The sequence below is a fragment of the Kitasatospora sp. NPDC093550 genome (assembly GCF_044764985.1).
In the GTDB taxonomy this organism is placed as follows: domain Bacteria; phylum Actinomycetota; class Actinomycetes; order Streptomycetales; family Streptomycetaceae; genus Kitasatospora.
On sequence record NZ_JBIWJF010000001.1, the window covers coordinates 255,940 to 271,547 of the forward strand.

At 74.0% G+C, this 15,608-nt stretch carries 17 protein-coding genes; 13 read left to right on the forward strand and 4 right to left on the reverse strand.

What is annotated here, in order from left to right; translation table 11 throughout:
• The first annotated feature begins 33 nt into the window (after nucleotides 1-33).
• The 9 genes from ACIRD3_RS01070 (at nucleotide 34) to ACIRD3_RS01110 (ending at nucleotide 8,183) form a co-directional block, all read left to right on the forward strand.
• A complete protein-coding gene (locus tag ACIRD3_RS01070) occupies nucleotides 34-801 on the forward strand; it encodes an alpha/beta hydrolase (protein ID WP_402209633.1) in 768 nt (255 codons plus the stop codon).
• 250 nt (nucleotides 802-1,051) lie between these two features.
• A complete protein-coding gene (locus tag ACIRD3_RS01075) occupies nucleotides 1,052-2,023 on the forward strand; it encodes an urea transporter (RefSeq protein ID WP_402209636.1) in 972 nt (323 codons plus the stop codon).
• Between the two features lie 57 nt (nucleotides 2,024-2,080).
• Entirely contained in the window at nucleotides 2,081-2,386 is a 306-nt protein-coding gene (locus ACIRD3_RS01080; RefSeq protein WP_350739600.1) for an urease subunit gamma, read from the forward strand.
• 3 nt (nucleotides 2,387-2,389) lie between these two features.
• Nucleotides 2,390-3,415: a cobalamin biosynthesis protein CbiX gene (locus tag ACIRD3_RS01085; protein ID WP_402209639.1), complete on the forward strand. Its 1,026-nt coding sequence runs from the start codon at nucleotides 2,390-2,392 to the stop codon at nucleotides 3,413-3,415.
• Nucleotides 3,416-3,438: 23 nt separating this feature from the next.
• Nucleotides 3,439-3,894, forward strand: coding sequence for an urease subunit beta (locus tag ACIRD3_RS01090; RefSeq protein WP_402209642.1), 456 nt, complete (start codon nucleotides 3,439-3,441; stop codon nucleotides 3,892-3,894).
• Nucleotides 3,894-5,618, forward strand: a complete 1,725-nt coding sequence (gene ureC / locus ACIRD3_RS01095) for an urease subunit alpha (protein ID WP_402209645.1) — start codon at nucleotides 3,894-3,896, stop codon at nucleotides 5,616-5,618. Before ACIRD3_RS01090 ends, ureC begins: the two co-directional genes overlap by 1 nt.
• 152 nt (nucleotides 5,619-5,770) lie before the next feature.
• The gene (locus ACIRD3_RS01100) at nucleotides 5,771-6,451 is read left to right on the forward strand and encodes an urease accessory protein UreF (RefSeq protein ID WP_402210733.1); all 681 of its coding nucleotides are present in this window, start codon (nucleotides 5,771-5,773) and stop codon (nucleotides 6,449-6,451) included.
• A gap of 53 nt (nucleotides 6,452-6,504) precedes the next feature.
• Nucleotides 6,505-7,125 (forward strand): urease accessory protein UreG, encoded by a 621-nt coding sequence (ureG, locus tag ACIRD3_RS01105; protein ID WP_402209648.1) that lies wholly within the window; start codon nucleotides 6,505-6,507, stop codon nucleotides 7,123-7,125.
• Nucleotides 7,126-7,235: 110 nt separating this feature from the next.
• Nucleotides 7,236-8,183 carry an urease accessory protein UreD gene (locus ACIRD3_RS01110; RefSeq protein ID WP_402210736.1) on the forward strand — a complete coding sequence of 316 codons (948 nt, stop codon included), beginning with the start codon at nucleotides 7,236-7,238 and terminating at the stop codon, nucleotides 8,181-8,183.
• Here the strand turns inward: ACIRD3_RS01110 and ACIRD3_RS01115 are convergent.
• Nucleotides 8,180-8,659 (reverse strand): MarR family winged helix-turn-helix transcriptional regulator, encoded by a 480-nt coding sequence (locus tag ACIRD3_RS01115; RefSeq protein WP_402209650.1) that lies wholly within the window; start codon nucleotides 8,657-8,659, stop codon nucleotides 8,180-8,182. The two genes, ACIRD3_RS01110 and ACIRD3_RS01115, sit on opposite strands and share 4 nt — an antisense overlap.
• 68 nt (nucleotides 8,660-8,727) lie before the next feature.
• On the opposite strand from ACIRD3_RS01115, the gene ACIRD3_RS01120 reads away from it, so the two are divergent.
• The 4 genes from ACIRD3_RS01120 (at nucleotide 8,728) to ACIRD3_RS01135 (ending at nucleotide 11,269) form a co-directional block, all read left to right on the forward strand.
• Nucleotides 8,728-9,669, forward strand: a complete 942-nt coding sequence (locus ACIRD3_RS01120) for an NmrA/HSCARG family protein (RefSeq protein WP_402209653.1) — start codon at nucleotides 8,728-8,730, stop codon at nucleotides 9,667-9,669.
• A gap of 68 nt (nucleotides 9,670-9,737) precedes the next feature.
• The gene (locus ACIRD3_RS01125; RefSeq protein WP_402209656.1) at nucleotides 9,738-10,145 is read left to right on the forward strand and encodes a hypothetical protein; all 408 of its coding nucleotides are present in this window, start codon (nucleotides 9,738-9,740) and stop codon (nucleotides 10,143-10,145) included.
• A 237-nt stretch (nucleotides 10,146-10,382) separates the two neighbouring features.
• Nucleotides 10,383-10,610: a hypothetical protein gene (locus ACIRD3_RS01130; protein WP_402209659.1), complete on the forward strand. Its 228-nt coding sequence runs from the start codon at nucleotides 10,383-10,385 to the stop codon at nucleotides 10,608-10,610.
• Complete coding sequence (locus ACIRD3_RS01135; protein ID WP_402209662.1) at nucleotides 10,610-11,269, forward strand: restriction endonuclease; 660 nt, start codon at nucleotides 10,610-10,612, stop codon at nucleotides 11,267-11,269. The genes ACIRD3_RS01130 and ACIRD3_RS01135 overlap by 1 nt, the downstream gene beginning before the upstream one ends.
• On the opposite strand, the gene ACIRD3_RS01140 is transcribed toward ACIRD3_RS01135, so the two are convergent.
• From ACIRD3_RS01140 to ACIRD3_RS01150, 3 genes are read right to left on the reverse strand one after another with little or no spacing between them, the layout of a single operon-like run.
• Nucleotides 11,253-14,222: an NACHT domain-containing protein gene (locus ACIRD3_RS01140; RefSeq protein ID WP_402209665.1), complete on the reverse strand. Its 2,970-nt coding sequence runs from the start codon at nucleotides 14,220-14,222 to the stop codon at nucleotides 11,253-11,255. The genes ACIRD3_RS01135 and ACIRD3_RS01140 overlap by 17 nt on opposite strands.
• Nucleotides 14,223-14,232: 10 nt before the next feature.
• Entirely contained in the window at nucleotides 14,233-14,736 is a 504-nt protein-coding gene (locus tag ACIRD3_RS01145; protein ID WP_402209667.1) for a protein phosphatase, read from the reverse strand.
• A 24-nt stretch (nucleotides 14,737-14,760) separates the two neighbouring features.
• Complete coding sequence (locus ACIRD3_RS01150; RefSeq protein ID WP_402209669.1) at nucleotides 14,761-15,591, reverse strand: SDR family NAD(P)-dependent oxidoreductase; 831 nt, start codon at nucleotides 15,589-15,591, stop codon at nucleotides 14,761-14,763.
• Nucleotides 15,592-15,608: the final 17 nt, after the last annotated feature.

Sequence of the window (15,608 nt, forward strand, 5' to 3'; positions counted from 1 at the left end):
ACTCGAACGCGTGTCGGACGCCATCATGGCGGGGTGCACTTCACCTCGGAGATCAGCTCGGACGGCATCACGCAGCGCGGCTTCTCGCTCGACGGAGTGCCCGGTGTGCTCTGGCAGCTGGACGACCGGCCCCTCGACGGGCGGCCGCTGGTGCTGCTCGGCCACGGTGGCGGCGGGGACAAGCTGGGGGTGGCGGAGCGGGCCCGGCGGTGTGTCGGGCGGTACGGCTTCGCGGCGCTGGCGCTGGACGCGCCCGGGCACGGGGAGCGGCCGCGCACCGCGCAGGACGAGCGGTTCGTCACCGAGGTCGGGGAGCTGCTGGCGGCCCGGCGGCCGATCAGCGCGTGGGTGGCGCGGCACACGGCGGCGCTCGCCGAGCGGGCGGTGCCCGAGTGGGTGGCCGCGCTGGACGCGCTGGACGGGACGCTGGGCGCGGCGGGGGAGCGCCTCGGACCGGTCGGGTTCTGGGGGCTGTCGCTGGGCAGCGTGGTCGGCATCCCGCTGACGGCGGCCGAACCGCGGATCGCCGCCGCGGTGTTCGGGCTGACGGGCCACGCGGCGCAGGCGGAGGCGGCGCAGCGGGTGGGGGTGCCGCTGGAGTTCGTCCTGCAGTGGGACGACGAGCTGGTCCCGCGGGAGGGGGCCCTGGCCCTGTACGGGTCGTTCGGCTCGCGGGAGAAGTCGCTGCACGCCAACCCCGGCGGCCATCTGGAGGTGCCGGACTTCGAGGTGGCGGCTTCGGAGCGGTTCCTGGTCCGGCACTTGGGCGAGGGGCGTGACGACAGGGCCGACAGGGCTTGAGACGACAGGGCTTGAACGGAAGCCGTCATCGATGAGTAAAACTTCGCAAAGAATTTCTCTCTTCAACGAACTCCGCGGCCGCAATATTCAACAAAATGTTGCAGCTCAGCGCCCCTGTCGTGACGCTTCGTCCATTTGACGTAACCCCTTGTGCGCGTTCACCGTTGCAATGCACAGGAGTACGGTTCCCGGGGAATCGTCGGGGGGTTGCTGCCAGCCCTCGCGGCCGTACCGGAAATTGGTGCGAAGCATGGGTCTGGACATGGGTGGGGAGAGCGTCGCCGCGACGGCTCGTCCGAGAACCCTCACGTTGGTCGCCGAAGTCCTGCGCGGCGTCGCGCAGGTCGACTTCATGCCGTCCGTGGTGTGCGGAGTCCTGTTCGTCATCGCACTGTTCGCGGGCGGTCCGGAGTACGGGGTCTACGGACTGCTCGGCAGCGCCGTCTCCACCGCCGTCGCGTACGGGCTGGGGCTCGACCGGAGCGCCGTCGCGGCCGGACTGCACGGGTACAACGGGTGCCTGGTGGCGCTCGGTTGCGCCGTCTTCCTCGGGGCCGGGTACCCGGCCACGGCCTCGGTGGCGGTGCTCGGGTCCGTCGTCGCGGTGGTGGTCACGGCCGGGCTCGGGGCGCTGCTGGAGAAGTGGCGGCTCCCGGCGCTGACCGCGCCGTTCTGCCTGGTCGCGACGGCCGTCACAGTCGCCGCCCCCGGCTTCCCGCGGCTGTGGCGGGGGGCCGACGCGACCGCCGCGCTGCCCGTGGCGGCCGCCGGCGACACCGGGCTGGGCTGGGAGCAGCTCTGGCGCGGGTTCTTCGCCAACATCGGCCAGGTCTTCTTCCTGCCGCAGTGGTACGTCGGCCTGCTGTTCCTGGCCGGCCTGTTCGCGGCGAGCCGCCTCGCGGGCGTGATGGCCGGTGCGGGCAGCGCCACCGGACTGCTCACCGCCTGGGGTCTCGGCGCACCGGCCGAGGCCGTCGAGCAGGGGCTGCTCGGCTACAGCGGCGTGCTGGTGGCCCTCGCGCTGTGCGGGGTGTTCGTCGCCCCGAGCGTCTGGAGCGCGGCCTACGCCCTGCTCGGCGCGGCCGCCGCCACCGTCCTCACCCCGGCGCTGGCCGCGATCTCCGCGCCCTTCGGCGGCCACGCCTTCACCTGGCCGTTCGTCCTGACCACGATGCTGTTCCTGGCCGCGGTACCGGCCGTTCCCCGCCTACGCCGGGTCTGATGTTCCGTCCAACTCCCTTGCATTCCATCGAATCATCGGAAAGGAAGAGTGGTTCCCGTGAATCTCTCGCCGCGTGAGATGGACAAGCTCTACATCTACGTCGTGGCCGATCTGGCCCGCAAACGCCGGGACCGCGGCGTCAAGCTCAACTACAGCGAGGCCTGCGCGCTGATCAGCGAGGCCATCATGGAGGGCGCCCGGGACGGCCGCACCGTCGCCGAGTGCATGGAGATCGGCAAGCAGGTCGTCGGCAGCGCGGACGTCATGCCCGGGGTGCGCGAGATGCTCCCGCTGCTCCAGGTCGAGGCCGCCTTCCTGGACGGCACCAAACTCGTCTCCTGTCACGACCCGGTGGGTGCCTGAGCCATGGCGCGTCCTCAGTCCGCCGGAGTGGCCGCCGGATCGGCCGCCGAAGTGGCTGCGGGAGTGGCCAAGGGAGTGGCCGCAGGGGGCGACGCAGGAAGCCGACGCGCCGCCACCGTGGTGCTGGCCGCCGGGCACGAGAGCCACGGCGGACGGGACCTGGCCGGACTGCTGACGGCACAGGGGAGCACCGCCGCGCCCACGGCCCCCGCCGTCGCCCACGCCGTCGCCCCCGCCGGCCGTCCGCTCGCCGAAGCCGTCCGGTCCGCGCTGGCGGCGGGCGACGGGCCGGTGTGCGTGGTGCCGATGACCCTCGGCCGCGACCCCGGGCTGGTGGCCGACACCGCCCGGACGCTGCGCTGGCTCGCGGCGGAGGCGAGCACGGCGGAGGCGAGCACGGGGGAGGCCCCGGCGGCCCGCGGGCGGCTCGCCCTGACCGCCCCCTTCGGCGCCGCCGAGCACCTCGTCGGCTGGCTGCGCGCCGCCGCCGGCCCCGCCCCCGCCGGCGCGGTGCTGATCACGGCCCCGGCGGCCGGCCCCTTCGAGGACGCCGAACTGTTCCGGATCGCCCGGCTGGTCCGCCAGTACGGCCGGCACCGGTGGGTCGAGGTGGCCTTCGAGGGCGGCGACCCCGACCCGGCCGAGGGCGCCGAGCGCTGCCGCCTGCTCGGCGCGCAGGAGGTGACGGCCGTTCCGGCCTCCTTCGGCCGGGCCCCGCACCACCCGGCCGACCCGGCGGCTCCCGTCCGACCGGACCGCGTACGGGACGGCGGACCGCTGCTGAGGCCGTCCGCGATCGCCGGGGTGATCGCGGCCCGGACGGCGGCGGCACTGCACCTGCTCGGACACGGGGAGGACGGCATCCTGGCCGGCCTCGGCGCGGAGCACGGGCACGGCTACGCGCACAGCCACGGACCCGGCGAAGCACACCACCCCCACCCCCACCCCCACCCCCACCCCCACCCCCACCCCCACCCCCACCCCCACCCCCACCCCCACGCACACCCCCACGCACAAATCCCCCACTGAACCGTCAGAGAGGAAGGCCAGCCATGTCCGGTGGCGCCGCATACCTGTACGGCGAGGACCCGGTGGAGATCAACGCCGGGCGCGCCAAGGCCACCGTCACGGTCAGCAACACCGGGGACCGGGCGATCCAGGTCGGTTCGCACTTCCACTTCTTCGAGGCCAACCGGGCCCTCGACTTCGACCGCAACGCCGCCTTCGGAAAGCACCTGGACATCCCGGCCGGCACCGCCGTCCGCTTCGAGCCCGGCGACACCAGGGACGTCACGCTCACCGAGTTCGGCGGTCACCGCCGACTGGTCGGTTTCAGCAACCTGGTGGACGGCGGCCTCACCGCCCCCGCCACCCGCGCCCGTGCCATCGACCGGGCGATCGCCCGCGGCTTCAAGGGCACCAACCTCGACCTCAAGGAAGACCGGCCCCAGGGCTCCCCCACGGAGACCCTCTCCCCCACGGAGACCCGCCAGGAAGGCGACCACTGATGGCCATCCTCCCCCGCAAGCAGTACACCGACCTGTTCGGCCCCACCGTCGGCGACCGCTTCCACCTCGCCGACACCAACCTCGTGGTCGAGGTCGAACGGGACTTCAACCAGGGCCACTACGGCGACGAGGCCGTCTACGGCGGCGGCAAGGGCATCCGCGACGGCATGGCCCAGGACCCGGCCGCCACCTCCGCCCAGGGCGCGCTCGACCTGGTCATCACCAACGTGGTCGTGATGGACCCGGTGCTCGGCGTCGTCAAGGGCGACATCGGCGTCAAGGACGGCTTCATCACCGCCATCGGCAAGGCCGGCAACCCGCACACCCAGAGCGGGGTGCACCCGCAGCTGGTGATCGGCCCCGGCACCGACGTGATCTCCGGGGAGCACCTGATCGCCACCGCCGGCGGCATCGACACCCACATCCACTTCATCTCGCCGCAGCAGGTGCAGGAGGCGCTCAGCAACGGCATCACCACCCTGATCGGCGGCGGCACCGGCCCCTCCGACGGCAGCAAGGGCACCACCTGCACGCCCGGCCCGTGGAACATCGGCCGGATGTACCAGGCGGTGGAGGACCTGCCGGTCAACGTCGGGCTGCTCGGCAAGGGCAACGGCTCGCTGCCTGGCGCCCTGCGCGAGCAGGTCGAGGCGGGCGTGTGCGGGCTCAAGGTGCACGAGGACTGGGGCAGCACCCCGGCCGCGATCGACAGCGCGCTGGGCGTCGCCGACGAGTACGACGTCCAGGTGGCCATCCACACGGACACCCTCAACGAGTCCGGCTACTTCGAGGACACCCTGTCCGCGATCGACGGCCGCACCATCCACACCTTCCACACCGAGGGCGCGGGCGGCGGCCACGCCCCCGACATCATGCGGATCGCGGGCGAGCCCAACGTCCTGCCGTCCTCCACCAACCCGACGCTGCCCTACACCGTCAACTCGGTCGACGAACTGCTGGACATGGTGATGGTCTGCCACCACCTCAGCCACGACATCCCCGAGGACGTCTCCTTCGCCGACTCCCGGGTGCGCGCCGAGACCATCGCCGCCGAGACCGTGCTGCACGACGAGGGCGTCATCTCGATCTTCTCCTCCGACTCGCAGGCGATGGGCCGCATCGGGGAGACCTTCACCCGTGCCTTCCAGACCGCCCACCACTGCAAGGACCAGCGCGGCAAGCTCAACGGCGACAGCGAACGCCACGACAACGTCCGGGTGCTGCGCTACCTCGCCAAGCTCACCATCAACCCGGCCGTCGCCTCCGGCACCGCCGACCACATCGGCTCGCTGGAGCCCGGCAAGCTCGCCGACATCGTGCTCTGGCCGATCAACTCCTTCGCCGCCAAGCCCAAGATGGTGATCAAGGGCGGCGCGATCAACTGGGCGCTGATGGGCGACCCGAACGCCTCCCTGCCCACCCCGCAACCGGTCTACTACCGCCCGATGTTCGGCGCCCACGGGCGGGCCCGGCAGGCCACCCGGGTGTCCTTCATGTCCCAGGCCGCGGTGGACCTCGGCGTGCCGGCCGACCTCGGGCTGGAGAGCCGGGTGCTGCCGGTGCGGCGGTGCCGGTCGGTGGGCAAGCAGCACATGGTCCGCAACGACGCGCTGCCGAAGATCGCGGTCGACCCGGAGACGTACAAGGTCACCCTGGACGGCGAACCCGCCACCATCGAACCGGCCCGCGAACTGCCGCTCAACCACCTGTTCTACCTCGCGTGAACGGTGCTCTTCGGGTGAGCGCCGAAGCGGACGTGGGGAAGGCCGGTCCGGTCGTCGGGAAGGCCGATGCGAACGTGGGGGAGGGCGGGCCGAACGCCGGGGAGGCCGATCCGCGCACGGGGGAGCGCGGGACGGAAACGGGTGAGCGCGGGCTGGACGCCCTGCTGGTCTGCCTCCAGTTGACCGACTCCGCCTTCCCCAGCGGCTTCTACACCCTCTCGCACGGCCTGGAGGGCTACGCGCAGGCCAAGGCCGTCACCCCCGACACCCTGCCCGGGCTGCTCGCCGACCTGCTGCGGCACGGCGTCGGACCGTCCGACGCCACCGCGCTCGCGCTCGCCCACCGGGCCGCCTCGGCGGGGGACTGGGAGCTGCTCGCCGAGACCGACCGGCGGCTGCACGCCACCAAGCTCAACCGCGAGCTGCGGCTGGCCGCCACCCGGACCGGACGCCAACTCCTGGACATCGCCCGGGAGTCGCTGGGCGGCGAGCCGCTGGAACGGTACGCGGCCCTGGTCGCGGACAAGCGTGCCCCCGGCTGCCAGGCGGTCGCCGCCGGCGTGGCCTACGCCTCGGCGGCCGTCCCCGTCGAACAGGCCGTCACCGGCGACCTGTTCGCCTTCTGCACCAGCTTCGTGGGGGCGGCGCTGCGGCTGCGGCTCACCGACCACCGCAAGGCGCAGGTGGTGCTGCGGGCCGCCGCGCCGGTCATCCGGGAGGTGGTGGCGGCCGCGCTGGAACGGGAGTCGGCGGACCTCGGCGGCTGCGTCCCGGTCGCCGACGCGATGTCCGGACGGCACGAACGGGCCGAGGCCCGGCTGTTCGCGACCTGAACCCGCCCCCGTCGTGCGGGTTCCACGGACAAGTCCATGACCAAGGAGGAGAATTGACCGACAACGTGCTCCGCGTGGGCATCGGCGGGCCGGTGGGCTCCGGCAAGACCGCGCTGATCGAGGCGCTCGTCCCGGTGCTGATCGCGAGCGGCCACCGCCCCGCCGTGATCACCAACGACATCTACACCCAGGAGGACGCCCAGCACGTGCGCCGAGCCTTGGCCGGGGTGCTGGACCCCGAGCGGGTGGTCGGCGTGGAGACCGGCGCCTGCCCGCACACCGCCGTCCGGGACGACCCGACGATGAACCTCGCGGCCGGCGCCGAACTCCTGGAGCGCTTCCCGGACGTCGACACCCTGCTGTTCGAGTCCGGCGGCGACAACCTCACGCTGACCTTCAGCCCGGTGCTGGTGGACCTCTTCCTCTTCGTCCTCGACACCGCCGAGGGCGAGAAGATGCCCCGCAAGCGCGGCCCGGGCATCACCGAGTCGGACCTGCTGGTCATCAACAAGATCGACATCGCCCAGTACGTCCGCACCGACCTCGGCATCATGGAGTCCGACGCCCGCCGGGTCCGTGAGGGCGGGCCGGTGGTGCTCACCAACTGCCTGACGGGGGAGGGGCTGGAGGAGATCGCGGCCTTCCTGGCGACCTTCCGGAAGGTTCCGGCGTGACGGTTCCCGCGTTGCCGGCGGAGGCGGAGGCGGAGGCGGAGGCGGAGGTAGGGGCGGGGGCTGAGGCAGGGGCTGGGGCGCTGCCGAGGGAGGCGCCGCCGGCGGCGGCGATGCACGCGGCGGCGGTGCCCCGGCTCGACCCCCGGCACTACGAGCCGGCCCGCGTCCCGTACCAGGTCCGCCGGTACGCCGGGACGCCCGACACCCTCGCGGTCGGGCGCCCCGGCAAGGTCGGACTGCTGGAGCTGGCCTTCGAACGGATCGGCGGACGCACCGAACTCACCGGCCACTACCAGAAGTCGCCGCTGCAGATCATGCGCCCGCTGCACTTCGACCCGGCCCGTCCCGACCTCGCCGTCACCTTCCTGCTGTCCACCGGCGGCGGCATCCTGCAGGCCGACCGGCTGCGGACGGACGTCCGGTGCGGCGCCGACGCGGCCGTCCACCTCACCACCCAGGCGGCCACCAAGGCCTACCGGATGGAGCACGACTACGCGACCCAGCTGTTCCACCTGACGGCCGGCCCGGGCGCCTACGTCGAGTACCTGCCCGAGCCGGTGATCCCCTTCGTCGACTCCCGCCTCTACCAGCGCACCGTCCTGACCGTCGACCCGGGTGCGACCGTCCTGGCCGGGGAGACCGTGCTCGCCGGCCGTCTGGCGCGCGGCGAGCGCAACGCCTACCGGGTGTTCGCCTCCGACCTCGAAGTGCGCCGGCCCGACGGCGAGTTGGTCGCCCTGGACACGGTACGGCTGGAGCCCTCCAGCACCGCCACCGGAGTCACCGGCCCGGCCGTGCTGGCCGGCCACGACGTGATGTCCAGCCTCTACGTCCTCACCCCGCTCGCCCCGCCCGGGCAGGTCGCGGACACGCTGCACGAGGCGCTGGCCGGCTCCGGCCTGCTCCACGGCGTCAGCGTGCTCCCCCAGGACAGCGGCGCCTGGCTGCGCCTGCTCGGCTCCGACACCCGCGCCTGCGCCGCCGCCCTGCGAACGGCCTGGGACGCGGTGCGGCGGCTGCTGATCGGGGCTCCGGCGCCGGACCTGCGCAAGACCTAGGAAGGGGTGAGCGGCTCGTCCCCCGCCAGGCGGGCGATCTGGCGGTGACTGAGCTCCACCGTGCGCTTCATGTGCCGCAGCAGGAAGGCGAGTTCGTCCTCGCTGTCGTCGGTGAAGACGGCCGCCCAGTCCGCGCCCAGGCTGCGCCACACCGCGCCGAAGCGTTCCAGGGCCTCCGGGAGGACGGCGACCAGGACCCGGCGGCGGTCGGCCTCGTCGCGCCGGCGGGCGACCAGGCCGGCCTTCTCCAGCCGGTCCACCAGCCGGGTGGCGGAGCCGCTGGTGAGCCCGGTCAGCTCGGCGATCCGGCCGGTGGTGACCGGGCCGTCCTCCAGGGTGAGCAGGTTGAGGCACTGGACGTCGGTGGGGTGCATGCCCAGGTGGTCGGCGACGGCCTGGTTGAACAGCACGTAGGAGGCCAGGTAGCGGCGCGAGACCGGCCACAGCTGCGCCATCAGTTCGTCGCGGGTCGTCATGGGGGAAGGGTAACCGGCCGCCCGATAAATAGTTGCGTGACGCAGGGATTGCTGTCTAGGTTGCCTGCATGACGCAGATAACCGGGCTTCCCGCTTCGGCTCCCTCCGAGCTCTCCACGGACTTCCCCGCGGACTCCCGCGCCGACCTCCCAGTCGACCTCCCCGTCGCCGTCACCGGCGCCACCGGCGCCCAGGGCGGCGCCACCGCCCGCGCCCTGCTGCGCGCCGGCCGCCGGGTCCGAGCCCTCACCCGCGACACCACCTCCCCCGCCGCCACCGAACTCGCCGCCCTCGGCGCCGAGGTGGTCCGCGCCGACTTCGACGACCGGGCCTCGCTGACCGCCGCCCTGGACGGCGCGGGCGCGCTGTTCGCGATGTCCACCCCGTTCGGGACCGACCTCGACACCGAGGTCCGGCAGGGCACCGCCCTGCTCGACGCGGCGGCCACCACCGGCGTGCGGCACGTGCTCTTCACTTCCGCCACCAACGCCGACCGCTCCACCGGCATCCCGCACTTCGACACCAAGCAGCGTATCGAACAGCACCTGGCCGGCCTCGACCTGCCCTGGACCGTCATCGGCCCGGCCGCCTTCCTGGACAACTACGCCAACGACTGGACCCTCGAGTCCCTGCGCGAGGGCGTCTTCCACCTCCCGATGCCGCCCGGCGTCCCGATCGCCGTGATCTCCGCCGAGACCATCGGAGCCTTCGCCGCCCACGTCCTCGCCCACCCCGCGGCGTACAGCGGCCGCCGCATCGACATCGCCTCCCAGTGGTGCACCGGTGAGCAGATCGCCGCCGCCATCACCGCCGCCAGCGGACGCCCGATCCGCTGCGAGGAGGTGCCGCTGGCCGTCGTCGAGACCTACTCCGAGGACCTGGCCGCGATGTTCCGCTACTTCCAGGAGCCCGGCCTCGACATCGACACCGACGCCCTGCACGCCGCCCACCCGGACATCGAGTGGCAGTCGCTGGAGAGCTGGGCCGCCGGCCAGGCCTGGGACCTCTGACCCGGTCGGCGAAGAGTCCCGTTCCGCGACGCGACCCGGCCCGGGGGCATGGGGCGTACGGTGTCCGGATGGCCCCGAGGACACCGCGCAGGATCCACGTCGACGGCCGCGACTACCGCTGGGTCGTCCGCTTCCGTGACAGCGAGCACGTGGTGGTGTGCGTCTGGCTCGACATCCCCGGCCCCTCCAGCCCCTCCGGCCGCCCCGGTCCCTCCCGCCGCCCCGGTCGCCCGCTGGAGGTCCTCCGCCGCTTCGACGACCCCTGGCTCCACTACGGCGTCCTGCTGACCGCGCCCGCCGACCGCATCGCCGAGGTCTTCCACCTCGCCCCCGTCACCCCCGCCCTGACCGCCGACCTGGTCCGTGCCGGCCTCGCCGCCGGCTGGCGGCCCGAGGAGCCGGGTGCACCGCAGCGCTTCACCCTGGCGCGCGAGCCGGCCGACCTCACGCCCCTGCGGGAGGAGCGGGCGGAGTGAACGGCGCACGGGCGCCCCGACCCCCACCCGTACGAGCCGGGCCCGTTCGCGCCAACCTGCCCGCGCACCGTCGGCGCAGCTCAGCGGCCCTCCTCGGGCCCGCCCGCCGCAGGCCCGCCGGAGTGTCGGGTGGCCGGTTCCGGGACGGGCGGTCGTGCGTGTGCCGAACACCCACTGCTACATCCGAGGGGCGGGCACGCCGGCGCACCGGGCGCCGGGCCCCGCTCGGGAGGCGCAGTGGCGAACCACGACGACCGGGTCTTCGTCCGGGCACACTTTCGCCGCCGGCCGGCGCCCGGCGGCTCGGCCGGGGCCAAGGGCAGCGGCTGGCTCATCGCCGGGGCGGCCGCGGCGTTCTGGCTCTGGGCGCACTTCGTCGGCTTCTCCGACACCCCGCCCGCCGCGCCGCCGCCCGCCCCGGCCGCGACCACGACCGGGCCCGGCGGCGCGATCGGCGCACCCTGATGGCCGGACGGCCTGGGCGCCCCGGCCGTCCGGCCCGCCCCTCCCGTGTGGTGCGCCGCCCGCGCGGGCCGGGGGAGCGGATCGGCGCGGCCCTGGTGGCGGTCGCGGCGGCGGTGCTCGTCGTCGGCGTGACCCAGGCGCTGCTGCGGTCCTGGGTGTTCCTCGCCGCGGTGGCCGTCGCCTGCCTGCTCTCCGCCGCCCGCGGCCCCGCCCTCGACCGGGCCCGCACCCGTAGGCTCGCCGCCCTGCGGATCCCGCTGGCCACCGTCGACGCCATGGACGACCAGGCCTTCGAGTACGCGCTGCGCGACCTGCTCGTCCGCGACGGCTGGAGCGCGCGCAAGGTCGGGCAGCACGGCGACCAGGCGGCCGACGTCATCGGTCACCACCCGCACCTCGGCCGGATCGTCCTGCAGGCCAAGCACACCAAGGTCGCGGCCAAGGTCGGCGTGCAGGTGATGTACCAGGTGAAGGGCACCGCCGGCCCGGCCCACGGCGCGGACCTGGCGGTCGTGGTCACCAACGGCGGCCTCACCAGGGACGCCATGGCCTGGGGCGACCGCCACGCCGTCCACTGGATGGACCGGGCGAGGCTGGCGGCTTGGGCGGAGGGCGGCGTGCCGCTGGAGGAGGTGCTGCGGCTCAGGAGGCGGAGGTGAGGTGGGCGACGGCCGCGAGACCCGACCGGGCGGCGTCGCGGACGTACTCATCGGGGTCCGCGGCCGCCGCGCGCTCCAGCGCGGCGGAGGTCGCGGGACGGTCGGGCCATTGCCAGGCGAGCATGGTCAGCGCCTGGCGGCGCACACTCCGGCCGGGATCGTCGGCGGCCCGGGCCCGGATGACGGCCTCGGCGTCGTCGGGGACGAGCACCGCGAAGTGGCTGAGCGCCGCGGCCCGGACCGCGTGGTCGGGATCCGCCACGATGCGGTCGCGCAGGACCGGGGCCGTCTCCCGGTGCCAACCCCGGTACTCCGCCAGCAGGTTCAGCGCCTTCAGCCGCACCTGCGAGTTCTCGGCGCCGGTCGCGGTCCGGGTCAGCAACGCCGCGGTCTCGGGGCCCCCGGCGTCCACGGCGGCGAGCCCCTCCAGGGCCCGGCGGCGGGTGTTGGGGCTGCGGTCGTGCGCGGCCCGGTCGCGCAGGACCGACTGGACGGCGGGGTCGTCCGCCCACCAGCGGGCCAGTCCGATGACCGCCATCTCCCGGACACCGTTCTGCAGGTCGCCCACGGCGCGGTCGAGGAACACGGGGAGTGCTCCGGGGTGGGCGGACCACGCCTCGGAGAGCCGCTTGAGGGCGTCGGCCCGCACCGAACCCGTCTCTCCGTCGGCGGCGAGGTCCAGCAGCACGGCCGGATCGCCCGGCTCCTCCCGCCACAGGAGGTGGCGCACCCCCACGATCGCCTTGTCCTCCCCGAACAGTGGCGAGGCGAGGAGCTGCTCGGCATCCGGCAGCAGCGGCAGGACGTCCGGGTGATCGGGCCACCTGGCGACCAGTTCGGCCATCACCTTGGACCGGGACAGATCGGAGAGCGGGTCGGTCGCGAGGGCCAGCAGGGAGGGCACGATGTCGGGGTGGGAGCTCCACCGCCGGGCCAGCGCGGGGATCGCGGAGTGCCGGGTGTCGGCGAACCCGAAGGCGGCGAGGGCGATCGAGGCCTTGATGGACGTGTGGAAGGTGACCGCCACGGCCGTCCTGACACTGCCCGAGGAGAGGAACTGACCCCGCAGGTGGAACCACCGGAGGTAGCGGTCGCGCCCCGTCCAGGCGGAGGTCGCCGCCAGGACCGACAGCGCCGCGAGGAGCGTGTCGGCCCGGAACGCGAAGTCGGTACGCCCCGACAGCCGGGCGATGAGGGCGTCGACCGCGCGGTCGCTCCGGTCGCGCAGCAGCCCGATCTTCCGCACCTCGGCCAAGGAACCGATCGCCAGGACCAGCGAGGCCTCGTCGCCCCGGTCGAGCAGGTGGTCGATCACCCGTCCCGCGTCCGCTTCGCTCAGCTGGTTGACCACCAGCAGCAGCACCTCGTGCCAGGCGGGATCGTCCGCCCGTTCCGCGAAGACCTCCTCGATCAGGCCTTCCGGCGTCCACTCGCGCCGCATCGTGTAGCGGTGGACGATGTCGTCCGCCGCCAGGTGCTCCAGGAACGCCCGGTGCACGAAGCCGTACACCTCGCCGCCGTACCGGGCCAGGATGAAGTTGCGCTCGCGCAGCTGGTCGCGCAGGGCGCGGGCGGCCGTGAGGCACTGGTGGGGCGGGAGGCCGAACTGGGCGAAGTAGTCCCGGAAGACGGCCTCCAGCTCCTCCGCGTGGATGTGGTTGCCCGCGATGCCGCCGGTGCCCTCCTGCATCCGGCGGGCGAGGAGGCGCAGCAGTTCCATGCGCTCGCGGTCGTCGAGGAGGTCGATGGCCTCGGCGGCGCCCGGCTTCAGCGGCGTGCGCAGGTACTTGGTGTCGCGGTCCCAGTGGGCGACGAGGACGCGGACGGCGTGCTCGTAGACGCCCCGGCGGTCCCTGGGCAGGGTCTGGCGCCGACCGATGATGGCGAGGATGGTCAACAGCAGCGGGTTCCCGGCGAGTTCACGGATCGGCCGGGAGGCCTCCACCGCGCCGGTGATGCGTTCGACCAGGCGGGCGGCGAGTTCCGGATCCGCCGGGCAGGCGATCGCGTACCAGCGGCGGGCGAAGTCGGCGATCCGGCCGGGGTCGAGGTCCTGCAGCATGACGTGGGTGAAGCCGGCGCCGCCGAGGGCCGCGCGCTGGTAGCCGATGACCCGGGAGGTGACGACGACCCGCACCCGGTCGTAGCGGGCCGCGAAGGCGGCGATCCGCTCGGCGGTGGCGGCGCGGACCCCCGGGTCGAAGACCTCGTCGAGACCGTCGAAGACGATCACCACCCGGCCCTCGTCGAGGAGTCGGCGCAGCTCGGGCCCGGGGAGGGACATCCCGGCGACGTGGTGGCGGTGGTCCAGGAAGTCCTCGAAGGTGCGCTCGCGCCACTGCCCTTCGGCGTACTGGCGCAGTTCGACCACCAGCGGGACCAGGCCGTCCAGCGGGGCGAGCGGTCCGGCACTCCCGTGGAGGAGGGCGAGGGCCAGGTAACGGGCGAGCGTCGACTTGCCCGAACCGGGGTCGCCGAGCAGGACGACCCGTCGGCCGCGTGACCCGGTCAGGACGGACAGCGCGTCCTCGGTCGGGCGGTCCAGGTAGTCGTCGCGCAGCTGCTCGACGGCGGACTGGGCGAGACCGGGCGGGAGTGCCTCGTCCACGTCCGTGAACTCACCACTGGCGAGCAGCCGTTGGACCAGTTCCCGGGGCAGCTCCACCGGCGGCGGGTCCTCCCGCACCTGCGGGGTGACGAACACCTCGCGCAGCTCCACCACCGGGTGCTCGCCCTGCTCGGAGAGCGGGGTGAGCACCTCCAGGTCCAGCCGGCCGTACGTCTCCCGGACCCTGCGGGCGTACGCGGCGCGGGCGGCGGCCATCGACTCGGCGCTCACCCCCGGCTCGCCGGCACCGCTCGTCAGGTTGATCGTCCCGGCCTGGTAGACGTCGCCGGTGATCGTGCCGACGGAGACGCGGTTGACCGCCGAGACCTCTGGATCCCCACCCATGCCGACCAGGTTAGGCCCTCGGCTGACCCGACCGCTCCACGAACTTCCGTTGCCAGGGCGTCTCGACGGCGTGCCGGCTGTAGTGCTCCCGCACGTAGTCGACCGCCTCCGCGGCCGGGACGCCGTCCAGGACGGCGATGCAGGCGAGCGCGGTACCCGTGCGGCCGCGTCCGCCCGCGCAGGCGAGTTCGACGCGCTCGGTGGCGGCGCGCTCCCAGGCCTCCCGGAAGGCGTCGGCGGCGTCGGCGCGGTCGGCGGGCAGCCGGAAGTCGGGCCAGCGCACCCAGCGGTGCGGCCATCCGACGCCCTGCGGCGGCCGGCCCACCAGGTAGAGACCGAAGGCGGGTTGTGGGCCGGGCGGCAGCGGACGGCTGAGGCCGCGGCCGCGCAGGAGGCGGCCGGAGGGCAGTCGCAGGAGGCCGGGGGTGGTGGGGTCCCAGGTGTCCGGCTGGTGCGCGGGGTCGGTGGTGTCGCCGGGGTCTGCGGGGTCGGTGGGGTCGGTGGGGTCGGTCATGTCGCCTCTCTCCACGGGGAGTTGTCAGAAACCGGGGTGCCCGACGAGCCGCAGGCTGCGCCGCCAGAGCTCGGCGCGGGCCTGCGGGTCGTAGGCCTGGGCGTCGGCCCTGGCCTCGCGGGTCCGGTCGTAGTAGCGGCCGGTGACCCCGGCGAGGGCGGGGTCGGTGACCAGCCGGTGAGTGGCGGCGACGCCGTCCTCCAGGCTGTCGACGTGGTGCCCGAGCTCGCGCAGCACCATCTTGGTGGGCATGAACGTCGCCGGGTGGAGGCTGTTGACGGTGACCTCGGCGGCCGGCAGGCGTGCGGCGAGCTCGAACCCGGTGGTGATCTGGGCGAGTTTGCTCCGGCAGTAGGCGCGGATGCCGTCGTAGTCCCGCTCCAGCATGAGGTCGTCGAAGTCGACGGCCTGCTGTCCGGCGGAGGCGACGTTCACGATCCGGGCCGGGGCGGAGGCGCGCAGCAGGGGCAGGAGTTCGAGCGCGAGCAGGAACCCGGCCAAGTGGTTCACGGCGAACCGGAGTTCGTACCCGTCGACGCTGGTGCGGCGGGTGCGGCCGTCGGGTTCGCCGGAGCCGATGCCGGCGTTGTTGACCAGCACGTCCAACCGGTCGGTGACGGTGCGGACCTCGGCCGCCAGGGCGCGCACCCGGGCCAGGTCGGCCAGGTCGGCGAGCAGGGTGGCGGGGCGGTCGACGCCGTGTGCGGCGCGGAGCTCCTCGGCCGTACGGTCGAGCCGCTGCCGGTCGCGGCCGTGCAGGAGGAGGGTGTGGCCCTCGGCGGCGAGCCGGTGGGCGAGGGCGCGGCCGAGGCCGTCGGTGGCGCCGGTGATGAGGATCGTCCGGGGCGGGGTCATCGGGGCTCCTGTCGCGT